At 45.0% G+C, this 19,106-nt stretch carries 18 protein-coding genes; 11 read left to right on the forward strand and 7 right to left on the reverse strand.

Translation table 11 applies throughout. The features are described from left to right. The 7 genes from QUA90_RS02515 (at position 1) to QUA90_RS02545 (ending at position 4,576) form a co-directional block, all read left to right on the forward strand. Positions 1–312, forward strand: coding sequence for a P-II family nitrogen regulator (locus QUA90_RS02515; RefSeq protein WP_223300725.1), 312 nt, complete (start codon positions 1–3; stop codon positions 310–312). A 473-nt stretch (positions 313–785) separates the two neighbouring features. Then, entirely contained in the window at positions 786–1,817 is a 1,032-nt protein-coding gene (gene gap / locus QUA90_RS02520) for a type I glyceraldehyde-3-phosphate dehydrogenase (protein WP_333443753.1), read from the forward strand. Positions 1,818–1,966: 149 nt separating this feature from the next. After that, positions 1,967–2,332 (forward strand): DUF1823 family protein, encoded by a 366-nt coding sequence (locus QUA90_RS02525; protein WP_333081216.1) that lies wholly within the window; start codon positions 1,967–1,969, stop codon positions 2,330–2,332. A 261-nt stretch (positions 2,333–2,593) separates the two neighbouring features. Continuing rightward, the gene (locus tag QUA90_RS02530) at positions 2,594–3,097 is read left to right on the forward strand and encodes a transposase (RefSeq protein ID WP_333443725.1); all 504 of its coding nucleotides are present in this window, start codon (positions 2,594–2,596) and stop codon (positions 3,095–3,097) included. Between the two features lie 26 nt (positions 3,098–3,123). Continuing rightward, positions 3,124–3,582: a transposase gene (locus QUA90_RS02535; protein WP_333388860.1), complete on the forward strand. Its 459-nt coding sequence runs from the start codon at positions 3,124–3,126 to the stop codon at positions 3,580–3,582. Next, the gene (locus QUA90_RS02540) at positions 3,554–3,763 is read left to right on the forward strand and encodes a zinc ribbon domain-containing protein (protein ID WP_333327886.1); all 210 of its coding nucleotides are present in this window, start codon (positions 3,554–3,556) and stop codon (positions 3,761–3,763) included. The genes QUA90_RS02535 and QUA90_RS02540 overlap by 29 nt, the downstream gene beginning before the upstream one ends. Before the next feature lie 117 nt (positions 3,764–3,880). After that, positions 3,881–4,576, forward strand: coding sequence for an LPS assembly lipoprotein LptE (locus QUA90_RS02545; RefSeq protein WP_333213497.1), 696 nt, complete (start codon positions 3,881–3,883; stop codon positions 4,574–4,576). Between the two features lie 311 nt (positions 4,577–4,887). On the opposite strand, the gene QUA90_RS02550 is transcribed toward QUA90_RS02545, so the two are convergent. Beyond that, positions 4,888–7,197: a protein phosphatase 2C domain-containing protein gene (locus QUA90_RS02550; RefSeq protein WP_333443727.1), complete on the reverse strand. Its 2,310-nt coding sequence runs from the start codon at positions 7,195–7,197 to the stop codon at positions 4,888–4,890. Between the two features lie 897 nt (positions 7,198–8,094). Here QUA90_RS02550 and QUA90_RS02555 point away from each other — a divergent pair. Next, complete coding sequence (locus QUA90_RS02555; protein ID WP_333443729.1) at positions 8,095–8,451, forward strand: hypothetical protein; 357 nt, start codon at positions 8,095–8,097, stop codon at positions 8,449–8,451. A 214-nt stretch (positions 8,452–8,665) separates the two neighbouring features. Here QUA90_RS02555 and QUA90_RS02560 read toward each other — a convergent pair whose 3' ends face one another. After that, on the reverse strand, positions 8,666–9,010 hold the full coding sequence (locus tag QUA90_RS02560) for an NAD(P)H-quinone oxidoreductase subunit M (protein ID WP_333443731.1): 345 nt from the start codon (positions 9,008–9,010) through the stop codon (positions 8,666–8,668). Between the two features lie 223 nt (positions 9,011–9,233). Here QUA90_RS02560 and QUA90_RS02565 point away from each other — a divergent pair, with 223 nt between their 5' ends. Together QUA90_RS02565 and QUA90_RS02570 are read left to right on the forward strand one after the other, a co-directional pair. Continuing rightward, positions 9,234–10,433, forward strand: a complete 1,200-nt coding sequence (locus tag QUA90_RS02565) for an AAA family ATPase (protein ID WP_333443733.1) — start codon at positions 9,234–9,236, stop codon at positions 10,431–10,433. Continuing rightward, positions 10,427–11,047 (forward strand): DUF4276 family protein, encoded by a 621-nt coding sequence (locus QUA90_RS02570; protein ID WP_333443735.1) that lies wholly within the window; start codon positions 10,427–10,429, stop codon positions 11,045–11,047. The genes QUA90_RS02565 and QUA90_RS02570 overlap by 7 nt, the downstream gene beginning before the upstream one ends. A 60-nt stretch (positions 11,048–11,107) precedes the next feature. Here the strand turns inward: QUA90_RS02570 and QUA90_RS02575 are convergent, their stop codons facing one another. Next, complete coding sequence (locus tag QUA90_RS02575) at positions 11,108–11,629, reverse strand: hypothetical protein (RefSeq protein ID WP_333443737.1); 522 nt, start codon at positions 11,627–11,629, stop codon at positions 11,108–11,110. 273 nt (positions 11,630–11,902) lie between these two features. Beyond that, positions 11,903–13,639, reverse strand: coding sequence for a TerD family protein (locus QUA90_RS02580; RefSeq protein ID WP_333443739.1), 1,737 nt, complete (start codon positions 13,637–13,639; stop codon positions 11,903–11,905). A gap of 25 nt (positions 13,640–13,664) precedes the next feature. On the opposite strand from QUA90_RS02580, the gene QUA90_RS02585 reads away from it, so the two are divergent. Then, positions 13,665–14,465: an ion transporter gene (locus tag QUA90_RS02585; protein WP_333443741.1), complete on the forward strand. Its 801-nt coding sequence runs from the start codon at positions 13,665–13,667 to the stop codon at positions 14,463–14,465. Between the two features lie 87 nt (positions 14,466–14,552). On the opposite strand, the gene QUA90_RS02590 is transcribed toward QUA90_RS02585, so the two are convergent. From QUA90_RS02590 to QUA90_RS02600, 3 genes are all read right to left on the reverse strand, one after another. Beyond that, complete coding sequence (locus tag QUA90_RS02590) at positions 14,553–15,929, reverse strand: ATP-binding protein (protein ID WP_333388429.1); 1,377 nt, start codon at positions 15,927–15,929, stop codon at positions 14,553–14,555. Between the two features lie 527 nt (positions 15,930–16,456). Beyond that, the gene (locus QUA90_RS02595; protein WP_333331224.1) at positions 16,457–17,812 is read right to left on the reverse strand and encodes an ATP-binding protein; all 1,356 of its coding nucleotides are present in this window, start codon (positions 17,810–17,812) and stop codon (positions 16,457–16,459) included. A gap of 691 nt (positions 17,813–18,503) precedes the next feature. Further along, complete coding sequence (locus QUA90_RS02600; protein ID WP_333331227.1) at positions 18,504–19,070, reverse strand: hypothetical protein; 567 nt, start codon at positions 19,068–19,070, stop codon at positions 18,504–18,506. Positions 19,071–19,106: the final 36 nt, after the last annotated feature.

Genomic DNA, 19,106 nt, shown 5'->3' on the forward strand with positions numbered 1-19,106 from the left:
ATGATGGAGTCAGTCAAAAGAGTAGAAATCATAGCCCACTCAGTAGAACTCGGCAAGATTTTAGACGGTTTAGATAAAGCTGGCGTACCCGGCTATTCGGTGATTCGTGATGTCGCTGGAAAAAGCACTAGGGATCACGTTTCCCGTGATTCATCAATGACGGCGCTGGATAACATTTATGTGCTTGCTTTTTGTTCACCAGCTCAAGTTTCAGCAGTTGCAGAAAACATTAGACCAGTGCTCAATAAATTTGGTGGGTCGTGTTTTATTTCCGATGCGGTGGAATTGCTAATTACTAGGTGCGTGGGGTAGTCATTAGTGATTGGTGATTATACCAATTCGGAAAAGTAGAGCTACACAAAGATTGTACGCCATATGTTTAGGGACACGGCATTGCCGTGTTCTTGCGCGTATCTGGCACTTTAATCCTAGGCTTAGGGTTCCGATAGCCACCACGGGTGAGAATGCTCATCCGTTTTAGATTTTCCCTAAGTTTTTTGTTATTACTTTAGCCTGATTTTAAAAAGGCGATTTGGAAAATATTTTCTGTCTATTATAGCACTTTTACAATTTGACATAAATCAGCCATTAGCCATTAGTCAGCGGTTATTTCAGGATGAATTGCCCTTCCCAGCCGGGGCAGAATTCAGAATTCTTAAGAGATAGAAAAGAATCAGTTGCCAAAATCCGTTAGCGTGGTAAATTCTAAGCCACAACAGGCGATCCTCTGCAAGGGCTTCGCTAACGCCCGATCGACTAACGATATTTTCAATAGGAGTTTAAACATGGCTGCATTAAAAGTTGGCATCAACGGATTTGGTCGCATCGGACGGCTAGTCATGCGTGCCGGCATCAAAAACCCCAACATCCAATTTGTCGGCATTAACGACTTAGTTTCGCCAGAAAACCTGGCTTATCTTTTCAAATACGACTCCACCCACGGCATTTACGACGGCGAAGTTGAAAGCAAACCAGACGGGATTGTCGTTGACGGAAATTTTATCCCCTGTACAGCGATTAGAAATCCTGCCGAATTGCCCTGGGGTAAATCCGGCGCAGATTATGTTGTAGAATCTACCGGATTGTTTACAGATTTTGAAGGCGCATCAAAACACTTGACGGCGGGAGCAAAACGAGTAATACTTTCAGCACCGACAAAAGACCCGGAAAAAGTTCCAACTTTTCTAGTAGGCGTCAACCACCACAAATTTGACCCGGCAAAAGATACGGTTGTTTCTAATGCTAGCTGTACGACGAATTGTTTAGCACCAATTGCCAAAGTTATCAACGATAACTTCGGATTGGAAGAAGGTTTAATGACTACAGTTCACGCAATGACAGCTACTCAACCAACTGTAGACGGCCCCAGCCAAAAAGATTGGCGGGGAGGACGCGGTGCGGCTCAAAATATTATTCCATCTTCGACCGGTGCAGCGAAAGCTGTTACTTTGGTGTTGCCAGAATTGAAAGGAAAATTGACGGGAATGGCTTTGCGCGTGCCAACTCCCGACGTGTCTGTAGTTGACCTTACTTTCAAAACGGCGAAGGAAACTAGCTATAAAGAAATTTGCGAGGCAATGAAAAAAGCTTCGGAGGCTGAACTCAAAGGCATTCTTGGATATACTGAGGATGCAGTGGTTTCGACAGATTTTAAGGGCGACGCGCGATCGAGCATTTTCGATGCAGGTGCGGGAATTGAACTGAATTCTAAGTTTTTCAAAGTTGTTTCCTGGTACGACAACGAGTGGGGTTATTCTAGCCGGGTGATTGACTTAATGCTGTCGATGGCCGAGAAAGACGGAATTTTGAATAATTAATTTTTTTGGGGGTGGCATTTTGGGCGGGCTCGCGTATCCACCCCACAAACAAATTCCTATGATTTTTTGTGGAACGGGCATCTTGCCCGTTCCTGATAATGTTATCTAATGTGAGTTAAACTTTTTTTATTTCCGATTCGATCGCGCTCATGTCTGAATTACCACCGCTGAATAACGAAACTATTTGGGCTATTCTCAACGAAGAAATCGACGATGCTGCTGTTAATCAGCTAGTTTGGCAGTATCTGGGCTACCGCTGGGATGCCGAGACTGGCAAGTGGAACAGTGCAGGTGTTGCACCCGAGTGGCGCCAAGAGTACCCGGAACCGCCCGATTTTATCGATTCTAGGCCGGCGACAGTGAAATTGACTCGATCGACTCCTCCAGAAAACAAGCAGTTGCTGAAGGAAAAATTGGGCTTTAAAGGCTATAAAATTGGGGAATTCGGGCCCAGACAGACTCGCAGGGCGACGATGGCTAATTGGTTGATGGGTTTTATGGAATCTGGGGTGTAAGAGGAATTTTGGATGGCTGTGCGGTTGTTGCCACCTTTAGTCTGTGTCCTCTGCGTCCTCTGCGGTTCATTAACAAAAATTAAGCCTGTTGAAAGTCAAAAAACACTAAAACCCGCCAATTCCAACCTCCTCACCCCCAACCCTGACCGAAAATTTGGGTGCAAGCCCAGTCCTTTTAGGACGGCTTTAATTAGACTTCTTGAAAAAGCGTTCCTACGTTCGCTCATGGTTTTGATATAATCAGGTAGGAGGATAGAGCAAATGTTTCATTTAGTCTACGAATTCAAACTCAAACCAACGGCAGGACAAATAGCAATCTTTGAAGATTGGCTAGAACAATGCCGTCGCGTATACAACTACGCATTGGCAGAGCGTAAACATTGGTTTGACTCTCGTAGTTGTCGAATTAACGCTTGCTCTATCCGATCTGAGTTCATCATTCGGGCCGAAACAAAACGACCAACTTATGCAAGCCAGTGCAAAAGTTTAACTACGGCTAGGGCAAACATACCCACTTTGGCTGCCGTCCAAGTACACGTCCTACAGCAAACACTCAAAAGGCTTGAAAAAGCGTTTGTGAGTATGTGGGAACAAAAACACGGTTTCCCCCGCTTTAAGAAAGCAGGAACAATGCGATCGTTTGTATTCCCGCAATTGGGGGTTAACCCTGTCCAAAATCAAGCGGTGAAGCTCCCTAAAATTGGTTTAGTTAAGTTTCATCAATCACGTCCTATCCCTGATGGTGCAACGATTAAGCAAGGATAGTCCGTAGGGTTAGCGGTTGGTACGTGATGTTAACCCTACAATGGGACGTTTCAGTACCCACTCTAATGCCCCACGGTGAAGGTATCGGAATTGATGTGGGACTAACTAATTTTCTAGCAACTTCTAACGGTCTTTTAGTCAAGCGCCAAAGATTTTTTAAAGACGCAGAACGCAAGCTTAAATTGCTGCAACAACGTGTCTGTCATAAAAAACTAGGTTCTAACAATTGGCGTAAAGCTCAAAAGAAAGTCGCCAAACTGCATGAATACGTTGCTAACAGTCGGAAAGATTGGCATCGTAAATTATCTCATCAAATCTGCCAAAACGTGGGAATGATTTTCGTTGAGGATCTGAATCTGATTGGGCACTCTTGGGCGATGCTAGGGAAACACTGCTTAGACGCAAGCTGGGGTCAGTTCTTCACAATCAAGCGAGCAAACTTGTTTGAAATATGGCGTGTACTTTCAAAAGGTAAGCGCTCATAAAACGAGTCAAGTTTGCCCCAATTGTCTAGCAGAAACAGGAAAAAAACAGCTTGATGAGCGTACTCATTCATGCTCGAACTGTGGCTATACAACGGACAGAGATGTTGCAGCCACTCAAGTAGTTCTAATTAGAGGACTTGCAGCCGTAGGGCATACGGTCAAGATGCTTGCCTGCAAGTAAATTCATTGGAATCCCTGCGAATCAAGAATCCCCTCGCCTTTAGGCAGGGGTATGTCAAATCGGGCTGTTCCGTAAAGTATCCTAGAGTTGGCACAAAACAACTGTGAGGTAAGCTTTATGAAAACAACCACCATATCTCGCTTAACCAGCATTTCCCTCGCTACCCTAATGCTAGCAGGCGTTTCAGTAAATGCGATCGCCACACCAGCCACCACCGAACCCGCAACCCAACTCGCCCAAGCAACTGCCAAAAAGCGCCTCGTAGTCATGGACTTCGACTACGGCCCCACCAACAGCTATTACACTTCCTACAGGGGAGTCGGCGCCGCCAAAGGTATCAGCGAACTCTTGATCAACGAACTCGTCAACAACGGCACTTATACAGTAGTCGATCGTAGCAAACTCGAACAAGTGCTCAAACAGCAAAATCGCAGCGGCGCGATGGATGCCGGGACAGCAGCCGAAATTGGCAAACAATTAGGAGTTGACGCCGTACTCATCGGCACCATTACCAAGTTTAATATCGACAAACAATCCGGCGGTGGCAGTTTCATGGGAATCGGTGCGGGTTCACAAAAAACCAAAGCTACCGTTCAAATAGATGTGCGGTTAATCGGTACAGCTTCGGGAGATATTCTTGCCACAGCCAAAGCGGTAGGAGAAGCAGATCAAAGCGATTCTAATATTTCTGTCAGAGGTATCAGCAGCAATTCTGGCAGCAGCAATGAAGACTCACTTTTGAGCGCGGCAGTTGACAAAGCCGTATCCCAAATGGTGACTAAACTGGCAGAAGTATCTAACAAATTAGGTTAGCAATTTTGAAACCTTGTTAGATTTGAGATTGGTAATTTAATAATTTCCCATCTCAAATCTAAAATTATGCCAGCTACTTGACCACCGATGGTATCAGTTATATCATGTCCGATCGATTAACCATAATATCCCGGTCGGGGCGGGTTTTTGGGATTGTTAATTATTGCCAGGTACTGCTGGCTCACCGGCCCCTACAAAAATCGCGATCGCTCGACCGGACATGATATTAATCTTAGTTTTGTTTAGCAATCTGCATTTTTCTTTCTACTAAACTCTATCAATTTAGATAAATATACTCAAGCATTAACAGTTTAATTAGCATTTGGATTTGAGTCAGAATCAACACATTTCCCCTTTTGAGTTGGGTTTAAGGATAGGTTAGAGACTACTTTAGAAATGGCATCTTGTTCTTGAATCCATCCGATTTCCCCCGGTTGCAGCTTGGCGCTTTCTACTTCAACTGTTGGCTTAACTGGCGGGGAAGGCGACGGATTTGCCACAGCGGGAGATGGATTCAGTGTCGGTTTTGAAACTGTAGAAAAATCTTTATTTGACTCGGGTTTGGGAGAGTTCGATCGCACTATTTCAGGAATCGAACAAACTTTCAATTCCAGCCAATTGCCTTGAGGCGTAAGCTGTTTGTTTGTCACCTGCAAAACACTGCCGGCTGGTACTGTTCCTTTGACAGTCAACTCACCGATTGTGCCTCGCAAATCCAAGCGATCGCCCTCTTTTTCCACTTCCCCAGCCGCAGAATTTTTAATCTCTATAAACGAGCCTGTTTCTAAAGATTGCACCGGAGAAGCTACAGATTCAACTGTTTTCTCCGGCGTCCTTCCAGCATTAATTAAACCGCGTTTCCCGAAAATCGACTCCCCGGCAGTATCGATCGCGCGACCCACCGGAGGGATGAAAAAATAAGCAAATACACCCCCCAAGCCTAATAAAAATAAAATTTTCAGCAGCAGCGAAAATAAACTTTTGCTTTTTTCCTGCGGTAACAACTGCGTTTTTCCTTCAGAATTCCCATCGCCAAGGCTTGTTGGCCCATTCAAATCCGTTGGCAAATCCTCGCTGTCGGCAATTAGTTCGATCGGCGTATCTAAAGGTGCGACAGACAGTTCTGTAAAAGTATTGCCGTCTTCCCTCAAATGTGCTTGACAGTGAATTAAAGCAACAGTGACGTTATCGTGACCGTTTCTAGTATTAGCAATCTCAATCAGTCGATCGCGCGCCTTACCCAAATTAATGGTACCGTCGAGGATTGGCAAAATCTCCGCTTCCCAACATTCCTCAACCCGGTCTTTATCACTCAAACCGTCGGAACACAGCAGCAAAACGCAGTCTTCATCCACTGGAAAACGCTGCACAGTCGGGTGCAGAGTGTTGGACGAAGTAATGCCCAAAGCTTGAATCAGAGCTCCGGCGGCCACTTGTTCCAAAGCATCCCGGTAGAGAGAGTAGCCCAAACGCACCTCGCGGCAAGCCACATTATCATCGAGAGTAAGTTGATAGCAGCCGGTGCGGGTAATCCAGTAAGCCCGGCTGTCTCCGACGTGGGCGACGTAAAGCTCGTGAATGTGGGCTAAAGCCATAACTAGCGTAGTTCCCATCCGCTGGCGGCCTTGGCGGTGTTCGCTGTCGTTGCGACTGGCTATCTTGTCGTTAGCAGCACAAGCCGCCCGTTCCAGCTTGGAAGTCAGGCTCAACGGGTCCCAATTAGCTTGATGTAGGGGCATTTGCTGCAACTTGTCGCGCAGCACACCAATTGCTTCTTCGGAAGCGACTTCGCCACCGTCTTGTCCACCGATACCGTCGCAGACGATCGCGCAAGCTTCCGCACCCGGGCTTCCTGCCAACAGCGTACCGCTGGGGGGATAGCAAGCATCTTCGTTGTGAGCGCGGGATCTGCCTACATCCGTACCCGTGGCAATTTCAACGTGACGATCGTAAAATCGGCCGCACTTTGCCAAAGCTTTATCCAACTGGCCCATCAGTTGTTCGCCGTGGCGAACTTGACCGGCCACCATTTGCTGGCAAAGTTGCCTCAAAAAATTGGCAATAGTTGGGTGAGCATCTTCGAGCCACTGCTGCCACAATTTGCCCAACTGCGACAAATGAGGCGGTTTGCGATCGGGCTGCAATTCCAGAAACCGCACTAATTGCCCTTCCACCCGTAGCAGTTCGGGAGTCAGCAGCGTCGAAGCCACGCCCTGAGCGATACAAGGCTGCCACAACTGGGCCATTTGCCACAGCCAATTGAGCTGGCGCATCGCTGCGGCTCCTTTCCAGGAGTCCGCCAATTCCGGCATTAAAGATTCCGTCACCTTCAAAATAGGCACGTTTTCCAGTAGCCAGATATCTCCCGATAGCTTGCTCATCTTGGACGATACCAGGCCGTATACTTGAGGTACGTGCAACTGATAGGCAAACAGTCTCAGATAAGGAGTGACAACACTCGGAATCTCATCGGGCAGTTCCGGCAAGTGTTCGGGTTGAGTATCGACAAGAAGTCGATCGCGCTTGACCAAGTAGCGACCAGCGATCAGATCGCCTGGCTTACACCCTTTGATCCCTTCACCTAAAGCCCATAAGTAGTGTTTTGCCACAGAGTTTTGCATAAGGGTTCCTGACGCCTTTGGGCAAGCGTGCTGATCTGAACTATTTTAGCGATTGAACCTCGACGGGTTGATACGTGGCGATTATTTGACACCCCCGCTTTCTCAACAGACGCAGATTCTTAAGACTTCGCAGTCCTAATATCCTGATTTTTCAGGTTCCCGGGCTCACCACGTTTCCACTGTTGTGTGCGTAGTGATATCTGACTTTCCCCCAGTCTAGGGGTAGGTTTTAATGTCTTGTACTGACACGAACAGTTTACCATTTTGTTGACGGCAGGATGAATCTTGCTATGAGCTTTCAGGGTTAGAAGATCGCGCGACACCCCAGTCATCGGCTTGAAAGCACGCTGTTTTCAGCATATTCCTGATAGCGGCAATTTCCGAAGAAATCGCGATCGTCAAGTGAATTGAGATTTTAGACTAACTATAATGGTAGGATGCAGCTAGGTAGAAATCACCTGAGCCGACAGGTATAAATAAATATCAATTCTCGGTTTTCTCGCGAAGGGTCATTTGTGCCTCGCGCCCTAGTTTTGCAAGAGAAGTTAAATTTAACCCTACCCAAAGACGGATACAGGCCCGCAGATTCATCTGTGGAGTCAATCTCAAAGCTCAAATCTCAAATCGACTGACGGATGCCAGCCCCCGACAGGAGTCGTGGACAGCCAAAAAATTAGATATTTAGTTCAGGCCCCCAGATTCATCTGTGGAGTCAATCTAAAATCTCAAACCTCAAATCGACTGATGGACGCAAGCCCCCGACAGGAGTCGTGGAAAGCCAAAAAAATTAGATATTTAGTTCAAGCCCCCAGATTCATCTGTGGAATCAATCTAAAATCTAAAATCTAAAATCTAAAATCGACTGATCGGCCTCTGCAAGCTGTTGAGTATTTAACCATGGCCCCACATGAACCCAGCGCCTTTTCCAAGAATTTGCCCGATCCGAAGCTACTGCCGGCAGTTGAAATAGACGAAATACTCACTAGCATTCAACATTCTCACAGTTTCTATTACAAAGTGATGAATCTTGAGGTTTGGGCGCTGGTGGAAACCTTGGATGGGCTGTTTCCCGGCGCTTGGGGTCAGTTTATGACCAACCGCCAACTTGCAGTTAAACAGTTTTTGGAACGCGATCGCGTTCCAAATTCTCCGGTTGATGCTGGGGATGCGGGGGAGAAGTCCGATCGAAGTCGGAAGAAGGAAGAAGCCGGGAGTCAGGAGTCAGGAGTCACAAACAAGCAGGGAGAAGAATAAAAGCAGATTTTCCCAATTCTCCCCATCTCCACCTTTCCTCTGTATCCAAGTCTAAATCCCCCTCAATCCCCAAAGCGAGAGACGAAACAGAACCCTCTTTTCCCCCGTACTCCCCTGATTAAGAGCAGTAGGAGCGATCAAAACTCAGCTACAAGCGACATTTATTATGGGTTTCAATCTTAAGTTGACATAAATGCCGATCGCCCGATCGCCCTTACAGGTGAACTTTGGAATCAACTTGAGGCAAGCCCATGCTGTAGTTAACAGCGCGGCTGTTGAGGTTGTAGCTGATTTGGCCTTTTTGTAAGAGCGATCGTACCAAGTGCTCCAACTCCGAACCGATGCGGCGGAGGTTGTACTCGGTCAAGTCTTCGCCCTCGTAAGCGTCTACGAGTTGGTCGAATTTGGCATTTACCTGTTTGATTGACTCGTCATTCCAGTTAAGTTCGTTATCTGGGTCAATGTCGAGGGTCAAAAGGTCATTGCTGGGGACGAGTTCGTTATCTTCGAGGATGGCGGTGTATATGCGAATATGGCGGGTTGTTGACTTGAGCTGCATGAGTTCTTATGTGTAAAGATTTTTTGCTGAATTAATTGTAATGGGTCACAGACCGTTGCAGGAGAGTAGGTCGCCTGTTGTGGGAGCGATCGGGATATCTCACTCCCCCTCCGACTTCAAGGCAAAGACTTGGAATCGGTAGTTTTGAGACCTACTTAATTCAAGACTAAAAACGAAAGCTTTCGTAAAGTATAATAATGCAGAATTGGCATAGGAGGACAAGGTGGAAGGCAAAAGATTTATTCACTCCCTGCAACTGCAAAACTTCCTTTCCTATGGAAGTGAGGGGGAAAAAATTGAACTGCAACCCCTGAATGTATTGATCGGTACTAACGCATCCGGCAAATCTAACTTCATTGAAGCGATGGGAGTGTTGAAAGCAACATCTACCGACTTACCTGCTCCGATTCGTCAAGGAGGTGGTATCAGCGATTTTCTGTGGAAAGGTGAAAAAGGTACTCCCACAGCAAAAATTGAGGCTATTTTAGATTACCCAGAACGAACGATGCCACTGCGCTATCAGATTAGTTTTACCGCAGTCGGTCAGAGACTTGAAGTAGTGGACGAAGCTATAGAAGATAGGGCACCGCGCAATAGTTCTGAAAGCCAGCCATTTTTCTATTACCGTTATAACGATCGGGGTCGCCCTGTTATCAATGTTATACAGGACAACGAGCAGCAACCCAGGACGCTGCGGAATCTGCGGCGAGAAGATATCATTCCCGATCAATCTATCTTATCTCAAAGAAAAGATCCCGAACTATATCCAGAACTATCATATCTGGGAAATAAATTTGCCGACATTGGTTTATATCGTAACTGGCAGACCGGGAGAGATTCAGTATCTAGAAAAGCTCAGCAAACTGACTTACCCGAACATCCCCTCCTAGAAGATGGTGGCAACTTAGGACTGGTTTTAAATAACTTACAGTATCAATTAGGAAGTAGGCTGATTATTGAAAAATTACAACTGTTCTACGATGCAGCCGAAGAACTGAGTATCAAGATTTATGGCGGTACTGTCCAGATATTCATCCGCGAAACAGGATTAATTCAGCCAATTCCCGCAACTCGTTTATCAGACGGTACGCTGCGTTATTTATTCTTAATAGCTTTACTTCTAGATCCAACTCCCCCGCCACTTATTTGTATTGAAGAACCGGAGATTGGCTTGCATCCCGACATTCTGCCTGTTGTTGCTGAAATGTTGATCGAAGCCTCACAGCGCACACAATTGATTGTGACAACTCATTCCGATGCTTTAGTGTCGGCTCTGAGTCCTGAGTCAGTGTTAATATGCGATCGGGATGATAGAGGAAGTCACCTGAACCGTCTCGATCCCGAACGACTGAAAAAATGGCTTGAGAATTACACTTTGGGAGACCTTTGGCGGATGGGAGAAATCGGGGGCAACCGATGGTAAAAGAAATTCGCATTTACATCGAAGGCGGCGGCGAGGGCAAGAATACAAAGGCATTGCTCCGACAAGGATTTAGCAGTTTTTTCAAAGAAATTGTGCAGGTTGTCCAAAGCAAGAAAATCAAGTGGACTATCACTCTTTGCGGTTCCCGGAATAATGCTTTCAGGGATTTCAAGAATGCTTTTGCCGCTCACCCAGATGCGTTTGTCATCCTTCTGGTTGACTCAGAATCACCTGTTGTAAAGCAGTCGCCTTGGGAGCATTTGAAGTTGAGGGATAACTGGGATTCGCCTGGGGTTGATGAGACTCATTGCTATCTCATGGTGCAAGCGATGGAAGCTTGGTTCATGGCGGATATTGATACTTTAAAAAGATTTTACGGACAGGGATTTAAACAAAATGAGATTCCTAAAAATATCAATGTAGAGACGATTGAAAAGGATTTGTTAGAACGAAGTCTGAAAGCAGCTAGCCGCGACACAAAATCGAAAGGCGAATATCAAAAGATACAGCACGCTTCCAAGCTGTTAGAAATGTTGGATGTTGACAAGGTTCGCAAGGCTTCTTCAGAGTGCGATCGTATTTTTACAACTCTCATCAAACTCATGGAGGATTGAAGCGATGAAAGTAGCCAAGGGCGCGAAGCAAGACAGGGAGAAAGGGAGGGTGGGCGATCGTCAATTTCTCGGAATCCCGAAATATTTTAGTTGTTCGGCAGTCCAATTTTTGTAATATTCAGTTTTCTCTAAAGCATCGGAAGCTGGCTTCAGCTTAGAATTTACTTGAACAGTGAAGCCCGGATAGGGCATCCTCCTAGTATGAAGCCCGTCAATATTAAAATCTTCTTCGGGATGGACGTGAAAAGCCAGCAAGCCCAATTCTGAAATCTGATTATTCAATTTGTCTATCAATTCTTTAGTTTCTGGCGCACTAATTGCAGTTTTTTCAGGATTAATTACTACCATGATTTCAAATTCCGAATTGTAAAATTCATAAATCGATTTCATTATGGGAGAATCGCGATCGAACTCAGTCCGCGCTGAAAAACGATCGATTTTGAATAAAATTTGATTTGCCAAGCGTGCCTTTTTAGTGAAGGGACAAATCGGTAAATCGCTGAAAACTGGATGCGATAACTCGACAAACTGGGTCATCCATCTGAGGGTAGATTCTATAATTTCTGTGTGCGATTCATTCATGGAAAATCTATGTATTTGATCTTTAATACTAATCATAATCTATTTCTAGGGCGATGCACACCCAACTCTTGGTATCAATTTAAGACTGAAACCCATAATAAATGTCACTTCTATCAAAGTCTCGATCCCCCTAAATCCCCCTTAAGAAGGGGGACTTTGAGTGCTTCCGATTCCCCCCTTTTTTAAGGGGGGCTAGGGGGGATCTCCGGGTCAAGAAAACACGACCTACTCCTGCCATTTCTAAGGACTCAATTCGTTACTACAAACATTAATTCATTCGTGAATTGTCCCATCTGGCATAATTGCACCTGTGAGTTGTGCACGATCCATATTTGCTCCAACCAAATTGGCATCTTTAAGGTTAGCTTTTTCTAGGTTTGCATAACTCAAATTTGCTCCGCACAGGTTGGCTGAAGCGAGATTTGCTGCACTCAAGTTGGCGAAGCTCAGGTTAGCTCCAGAGAGGTTGAACCCGCTAAAGTTTTGACCACTCAGATTAACACTCTCAAAGTTTACTCCAACCAAATTTACTTCTGTTAGGTTGGCCCCATCCAAGTTTGCTCCCCGAAAATAAGCCCCAGTCAAAATGGCCCCACTCAAGTTAATTCCTCTGAGGTTAGCTTGACTTAAGTTTGTCCCTGTTAAGCTTACCCCACTTAGATTCATGTTGCTCAGGTTGACTCCTGCAAGGTTGGCCCCTATCAAACTTACCCCCTTTAAGTTAACGCCGCTGAGGTTTGCATAACTTAGGTTGACTTTAGTTACCTTCGCTTGACTTAGGTCTGCTCCTGTCAGGTTAACATTATGCAGACTTGCCTGAGTTAAGTTAGCCCTACTTAGGTTTGCTGTAGTCAGGTTTGCGCTATCTAACTTTGCTTCACTTAAGTTGGCTTGACTCAAATTTCCCTGAATTAGTCTGGCACAATACCAGGTTGCCTGGGTTAAGTTAGCCCCACTTAAATTAACTTCAATCAAATCAGCAGTGTGCAAGTTTGTTGAATTCAAATTTGCGCCTTGCAAGTTAGCTCCAATTAAATTTACCCTAGTTAAGTTGGCACTTGCTAGATTGGCATTGCTCAGGTTTGCTTGAGTTAGATTGACATTAGAGTCGAGAGTTTTGCCACTTAGATCCACTCCTGCTAGGTTAATCCCTGTAAAGTCGCGTTCTCCTTCTTCATACCGTTTCCAAAATTCCTCAGCAGTAACAGCAGCTTCTTGACTTTTTTGACTAGAATCATCAGTTATTTTGTCAGCATCAGATTCCAGAGTATCCGCATTTACAGGAGTAGCAACTGGCTGTTTTACCGCTTCGCTAGATGCTGGAAGCGCTGTCTGATCGATCGCCTCTTCCCGCAATAACCGATCCACCCGATCGCTAAACTGCCTCAAAACCTCAGCATCATCAAGCTTCTCACCAGCATTCGAGCTTTTCTCAACCGCATTCTCAACATAATACTTATCTACAAAACTTTGCAACCCAGAATTATATCCCTGTCCTACCGCCTGAAACCTCCATTCGCCATTCTTCTTATACAAGCGTCCAAATTCTAAAGCCGTTTCTTGGGAAAAAATCTGAGTTAAATTGTACCGAACCAATTCGCTAATATTCTCTGAATTGTAAAGCCGGATAAAAGCATTTGTAACTTGACTAAAACTTTGATTCTTTTCCTGTCCCTCGTGAATAGTCACCACAAACACAATTTCCTGAATCGCCGAATTAATTTTACTCAAATCCAGATAAACCGTCTCATCATCTCCCTCAATTTGTCCATTCCTGCTGTCTCCAGAATGCCGCACCCCACCATCCGGCGATGTCAGATTGTTGTAAAATACAAAATACTTTTCATCAGGAATCCGACCGTCTGCCGCTAACATAAAAACAGATGCGTCAATGTCGCAGTTTTGTGCTGTCTGGCTGACTTGCCAACCCAGGGCGATCGCAATTTTACTGAAATTAGGAGTTTCTTTAGAAAGATTGAATCTTTCACCCTTAGTTAATTCGATGCTCATGTGCGATAATTCCCTTACCTGAGAAATGGTATTAATTATCTTATCTATGTTAACCCGATCGCAAATTGGATTTTATCTCGAAGACATCGAAACCCCCATTGGCAGAACCGTCAATTTAACTCTTACCGGACTAATTCTCCTATCTTCGACCAGCTTCATCGCCGAAACTTACCCTATTTCGGAAACTGTCAGAATTAATTTGCAAACTCTCGATACAGCGCTTTTAGTTGTTTTTGTGTTTGAGTATTTATTGCGACTATGGTGTGCCGAAAATCGAGTTAAATTTATTTTTAGTTTTTTTTCTATTATTGATTTGCTGGCAATATTACCATTTTTGCTGGGATTTGTCAACGTTAGTTTTATCCGAATTTTTCGCTGGTTTAGAATTCTCCGACTCATCCGCTTTCTGGAATTGAAAATTTCTATTTTCCGCATCAGCAGCGAAGATGGCGTGATTTTTGCTCGGATTTTGTTTACTTTGCTGGCAATAATTTTTGTTTATTCTGGTTTGATTTATCAAGTCGAACATCCGGCAAATCCCGAAAGTTTTGGAACTTTTTTGGATGCTGTTTATTTCTCCGTTGTCACGATGACCACGGTGGGATTTGGCGATGTTACGCCGATTTCGGAATCCGGTCGTTTTCTGACTATTTTGATGATTTTGACGGGAATTGCTCTAATTCCTTGGCAATTGGGGGATTTGATTAAACACTTAGTTAAAAGTGCTAATCACGGAGAAGCTGTTTGTAAAGGTTGCGGTTGGTCTGTACACGATGCTAATGCTAGATTTTGTAAAATGTGCGGCAGTCAATTAGAGAATGGTTGACTGCTGACTGTTGACTGTTGACTACTGCCTCACCCTAGATAATTCATCCGTGTATCCGTTTCAAAATCCGTGTAGTGCTTTCCTTCTTTAAGCTAACGGTAACAAAATTTCAAATTCAGTGCCTCTGCCTAACTCCGATCGCATTCTGAATGCACCGCCGTGTTTGCCCGTCACTATTTGATAGCTAACCGCTAAACTGGTTTCTTTGAGGGCGCGTTTTTCCGTAGAGAATGATTCTATGATTTTTTTGTACTTGCTAGGTGACATTCCTGGCCCGTTATCTGATATGCAAATCGAAACCCAGCGAACATGAAGTTTGTCTAAATCCGGCGCAGGTTCGGGACAGCAGACTTGAGTTGTGATTTCAATTTTAGGCTGGCGATCGGCGTCTCTGAGTCCTCCACCTTTGAACTCTTTCGCCAATTCTTGACCGACTGCTTCATTAATTAATGTATGAATAGCATTGGTCAATATATTCATAAATACTTGGTTTAGCTGTCCTGCATAGCACGGCACTGGTGGCAGGTAGCCGTAGTTTTTCACTACTTGGATTTCCCTAGTCAAACGACTTTTGAGCAGCAAAAGTATGCTGTCTATGTTGGCGTGTAAGTCGGTGGGTTTGGGATAAATATCGTCGATGTGGCAGAAGTTTTGCAAACTGGTTGCCAACTTGCTCAAACGTTCTGCACCTGATTTGATGCTGGCAACAGTTCGGAGAAAATCGTTTTGCAAAAAGTCATAGTCGATCTCTTCTTTGAGCCGTGCTATTTCCGGCGGGGGGTCAGTACAGTATGCGTCGTAAACTGAGAGCAATTCCATCAAGTTTTTGCTGTAGTCACTGACGTAGGTTAAATTCCCCCAGATAAAGCCTACCGGATCTAAAATTTCGTGGGCGACTCCGTTGACTAAACGCCCTAAACTAGCCATTTTTTCGCTTTGAATCATTTGAGTTTGGGCTCTTTCGTAGCGGACTTGAGTTTCTATGCCACGAATTTGCCAGTATGCGATGTTTAGTGCATTAGGGTCTAAGAGGCGGTAAGATTGGGAGTCTATTTGGACGACGATCGGTTCTGCCTGCAATTCGGGCGATCGACGCAGAGCTTGTGGGGCTGCTGCCAAAATAGTTGTACTCTCTGCCACCAATAATATTTCGACGCGAGCGTAACTGTAGAGAACTTTTAGTGGCAGGTGCAAAAATAGCTCTGGGCCTTGGGGTTTGAGCAAATATTCCAGCAGTTGCCTGCGAGATATCATGCCCGCAAACTCTCCTGCTTCCATCAAGACGACCCCCGGCACTAGGGGATGCTGTTCAAACATTTCGGCAACTGCCACGGCCAAGCAGCTCGATTTAACCTGAAAGTCATACAGGGGCAAATCCCAGAGGGTAGACTCTAGCGAAAGGTCTTGATGGCTGCCTTCGGAGACTGAAGGGCCAAGGAGTTTGGAACTGAATTTATTTGCCACTGGAACTTTTAGTTGCCGAAACGCTGGGAAATTGATACTCCCCAGGGCTGAAGCCACGGGGATTCTTGAATGAATCCGAAAACTCTCAAAGGCGTTATCAAAGCACCTCTATACACTCAAAACAACTACCCCTACAAAGGGTATTGCAATTGCGCTTACTTTTAAATTGTGTTTGCTTTCATAATCCATCACAATGCCAGATAGGTACGCTTCACACTCTGCCATTACTTGTCAGTTATACAGGCTTACTACTCCTCAAGGAGTGTGGTGGCTCACTGTGCCGGGATTTCTCCGATACTAGAGTGTTTCAACACGTAGATGGTTGTTTTACTTACAATCTAATTCTAAAACAACCTTTCAATCAGTTGTATAAAGAAATATTGAAGGCGGTTGAAACCGAAGCCGACTTCCTCCCGGTGTCTAAAGCCAGGGGTTCCGTCTCGTTCTTCGGTGAATTGAGAACCTACTACTAAGCTAGCCTATCACTTCACCGCAGGAGCGAACAACCGAGAATATTCTTAAGTTAATCATGTTGTGCCAACTATAGGCAGGAGAATTTCAAATTCAGTATTCTTACCTGGTTGCGATCGCAATTTGAGTTGGCCGCCGTGCTTTTCTGTGACGATTTGATGGCAGATAGCCAGCCCCATACCGCTGCCTTTGCCTGCTGGTTTAGTGGTAAAAAAGGTGTCAAATATCTGCTGGTGATTTTCTGGGGGAATGCCTGGCCCGTTATCGGCAATGCAAATTGCGGCTCGCTTGCCGTGTTCGGTTTCTATCACTTTAGTGGTAATTTCGATTTGGGGCTGCCAGTTGTCCCCGCACTGGGTCTGTATTTCGCGATCGGCTGCGTACTCTGTCAGGGCGTCTAGAGCATTAACTAACAAGTTCAAAAACACCTGACTCAACTGACCGGAGTAGCCTCTAACTAGGGGCAGTTCGCCGTAATTTTTTACCACTTCTATGCTGTTTTTAAAGCGGTTTTTCAAAATTAACAGCGTCATCTCCACGCATTCGTGAATGTCTGTCTCGGCTGGTGTTGTCTCGTCCATGTGAGAGAAGTGGTGGAGCCCGTTAACTATTTTTAGCAATTGTGAGGCTCCCAACTCCATCCCTTCTAAGGTGATCGGCAAATCTTCTTGTAAAAAATCAAATTCAATTTCTTTTTTAAGGGCATCAATTCGGGGACAGGGTGCCGAATATTCTTCTTCATAAACCGACATGAGCTGAAGCAAGTGTTCAAAATAGGACAGCAGAAAAGTTAAATTTCCCCAAATACAGTTCAGCGGGTTTCTGATTTCGTGGGCTACTTCTGCTACAATCCTCCCCAAACTCGCCATTTTTTCGGTTTGGATGAGTTTGGCTTCGGTTTGTTTGTGGAGTAACTTATTTGTTAATTCGTGAATTCTTGATTGAGCGACCATTAATTGGTGTACGTCTAACAGCTTGTAGGTCTGGGGGGCTATTTCCACTACTACGGGTTCGTAAATTAATTCTGCTGATCTGTAAAGACATTCGTGGGCGGCTTCTACTATTAATTTACTGGCGGGAAGTACGAGTTCCTCTGGCTTGGCAAACTTGTACAGCACCTCTATTGGTCGCTTGAAAAACATTTCTACTCCGTAGCGGCAGTTAACTTTTTCAAAAAATAGACGCCTGGATATCATGCCGACAAAATTACCACTATCTGTCAAAATGACGCCGGGAAGCATTGAATTTTCTTCAAAAGCCTTGGCTACTTCTTTTGCCTGTTGAGTTAATTCAATTTGGCAGTTGGAGAGTGGCAGGTCTAGGAGAGTTGATTCTAAGGAGATGTTCCAAGTACAAAATTCAGGTATATGCAACACTGATAACTCCGAGCTAGTCTCACGCACAGCAAACATAGATGAAACCCCTGTTAAAAATTGTATTCATGAACAACTTAAGTTGCTATTAATTCGTAACTGGTAATTGGTAGCGGGTAGTTGCTAATTTGTGAAATTACAACAGCACCCGATGGGAAAACCCGATCCCAGTAGCATTGTCTCCTAAAGATTTTGTTTCTAAGTCAATATTAAACGATCGAAGCTTTTGTGGAACTTACTGATCTCTGCTGTAAACTTTTTACCATGATATACCTGCGATCGGGTGTTTTCCGAAAATTTTTAATATTTATAACTAATTATTGTGATAAATTATACCATTTTTCCAGTGATAGAAGGGAATTGGAGAACCGCGAGCGGGTTATCAGTGAATATACTGGCATCCTGTGAGGGTTCGAGGGCCCGGATTAGCCATTGTCCAAGGGGCTTACAGGCTCCAATTGTCAAGACTAGGGCCCTAGCCAAAGGAAGTTCGGCAACGGATTCGCTTTCTTCGGATGTAACCGAATGTAACGGATGGAAGGCTTTAGTTATCGTCGCGAGAGAAGGAAGAAGCAATGTTCCCCAAGGGTTTGTGGAATTAAGAACATCCTAAGCGTCGGCCGCGGTTGCTATACCACTCAAAAGAAATGCAACTTTAGGCAACTTCCGAACCTCGATAGTCATCAGTTTTTTGCAATCTGCAATCTCCAATCAGCAATCTCCAATTCTCTTAGGGTTCCACCTCCGGCCAGAGGCGTTCTAGCTGATACCGCCAAGCGGCGAGAGTTTTTTCGCTAGACTCTCGCCCTAGTTCCATTTCACCCATCAATCCCTCTGCGTAGAAACGGTCTAAAGTCTGAAGGGTGGTTTCGACAGACTGTCCCTGCGCCTTCGCAGCTTTGATGATTTGACGGATGCGGCTTTCTATCAAACCGCCGAAAAAGTCGGACAAACCTCGCTCTTGCAAAGCTAGCACTCGGGCGACGGCGGCTGAGAAATCGGCGGCCGCGAGTGTGGCACAACTGTGCTGAAATACTCCCCACAAAACGTTTTGATGTAAGGCGTAGCGAGTTTCCAGGGTGGTGTCAAAGTTAGCTTCTAGGAGTTTATCAAAAAATGGTTGAGCTTCCTGGGCATCGGCGATCGGCAGCAAAATCCGCAGCCAACTCCCGTCTTCTGAAAGGAGGACTAACAGGCGAAAATTGGGGGTTTCTACTTGCCAAGAAGTGGCAGCAGGCATCTCAACACTGTCACCAAATAAGTCTTTAAGGGTATTGCTAATTTCTTCGGGAGTCATAAGGATTTTAGATTTTAGATTTTAGATTTTAGATTA

It is taken from the genome of Microcoleus sp. D3_18_C4, from assembly GCF_036702355.1.
Classification (GTDB): domain Bacteria; phylum Cyanobacteriota; class Cyanobacteriia; order Cyanobacteriales; family Microcoleaceae; genus Microcoleus.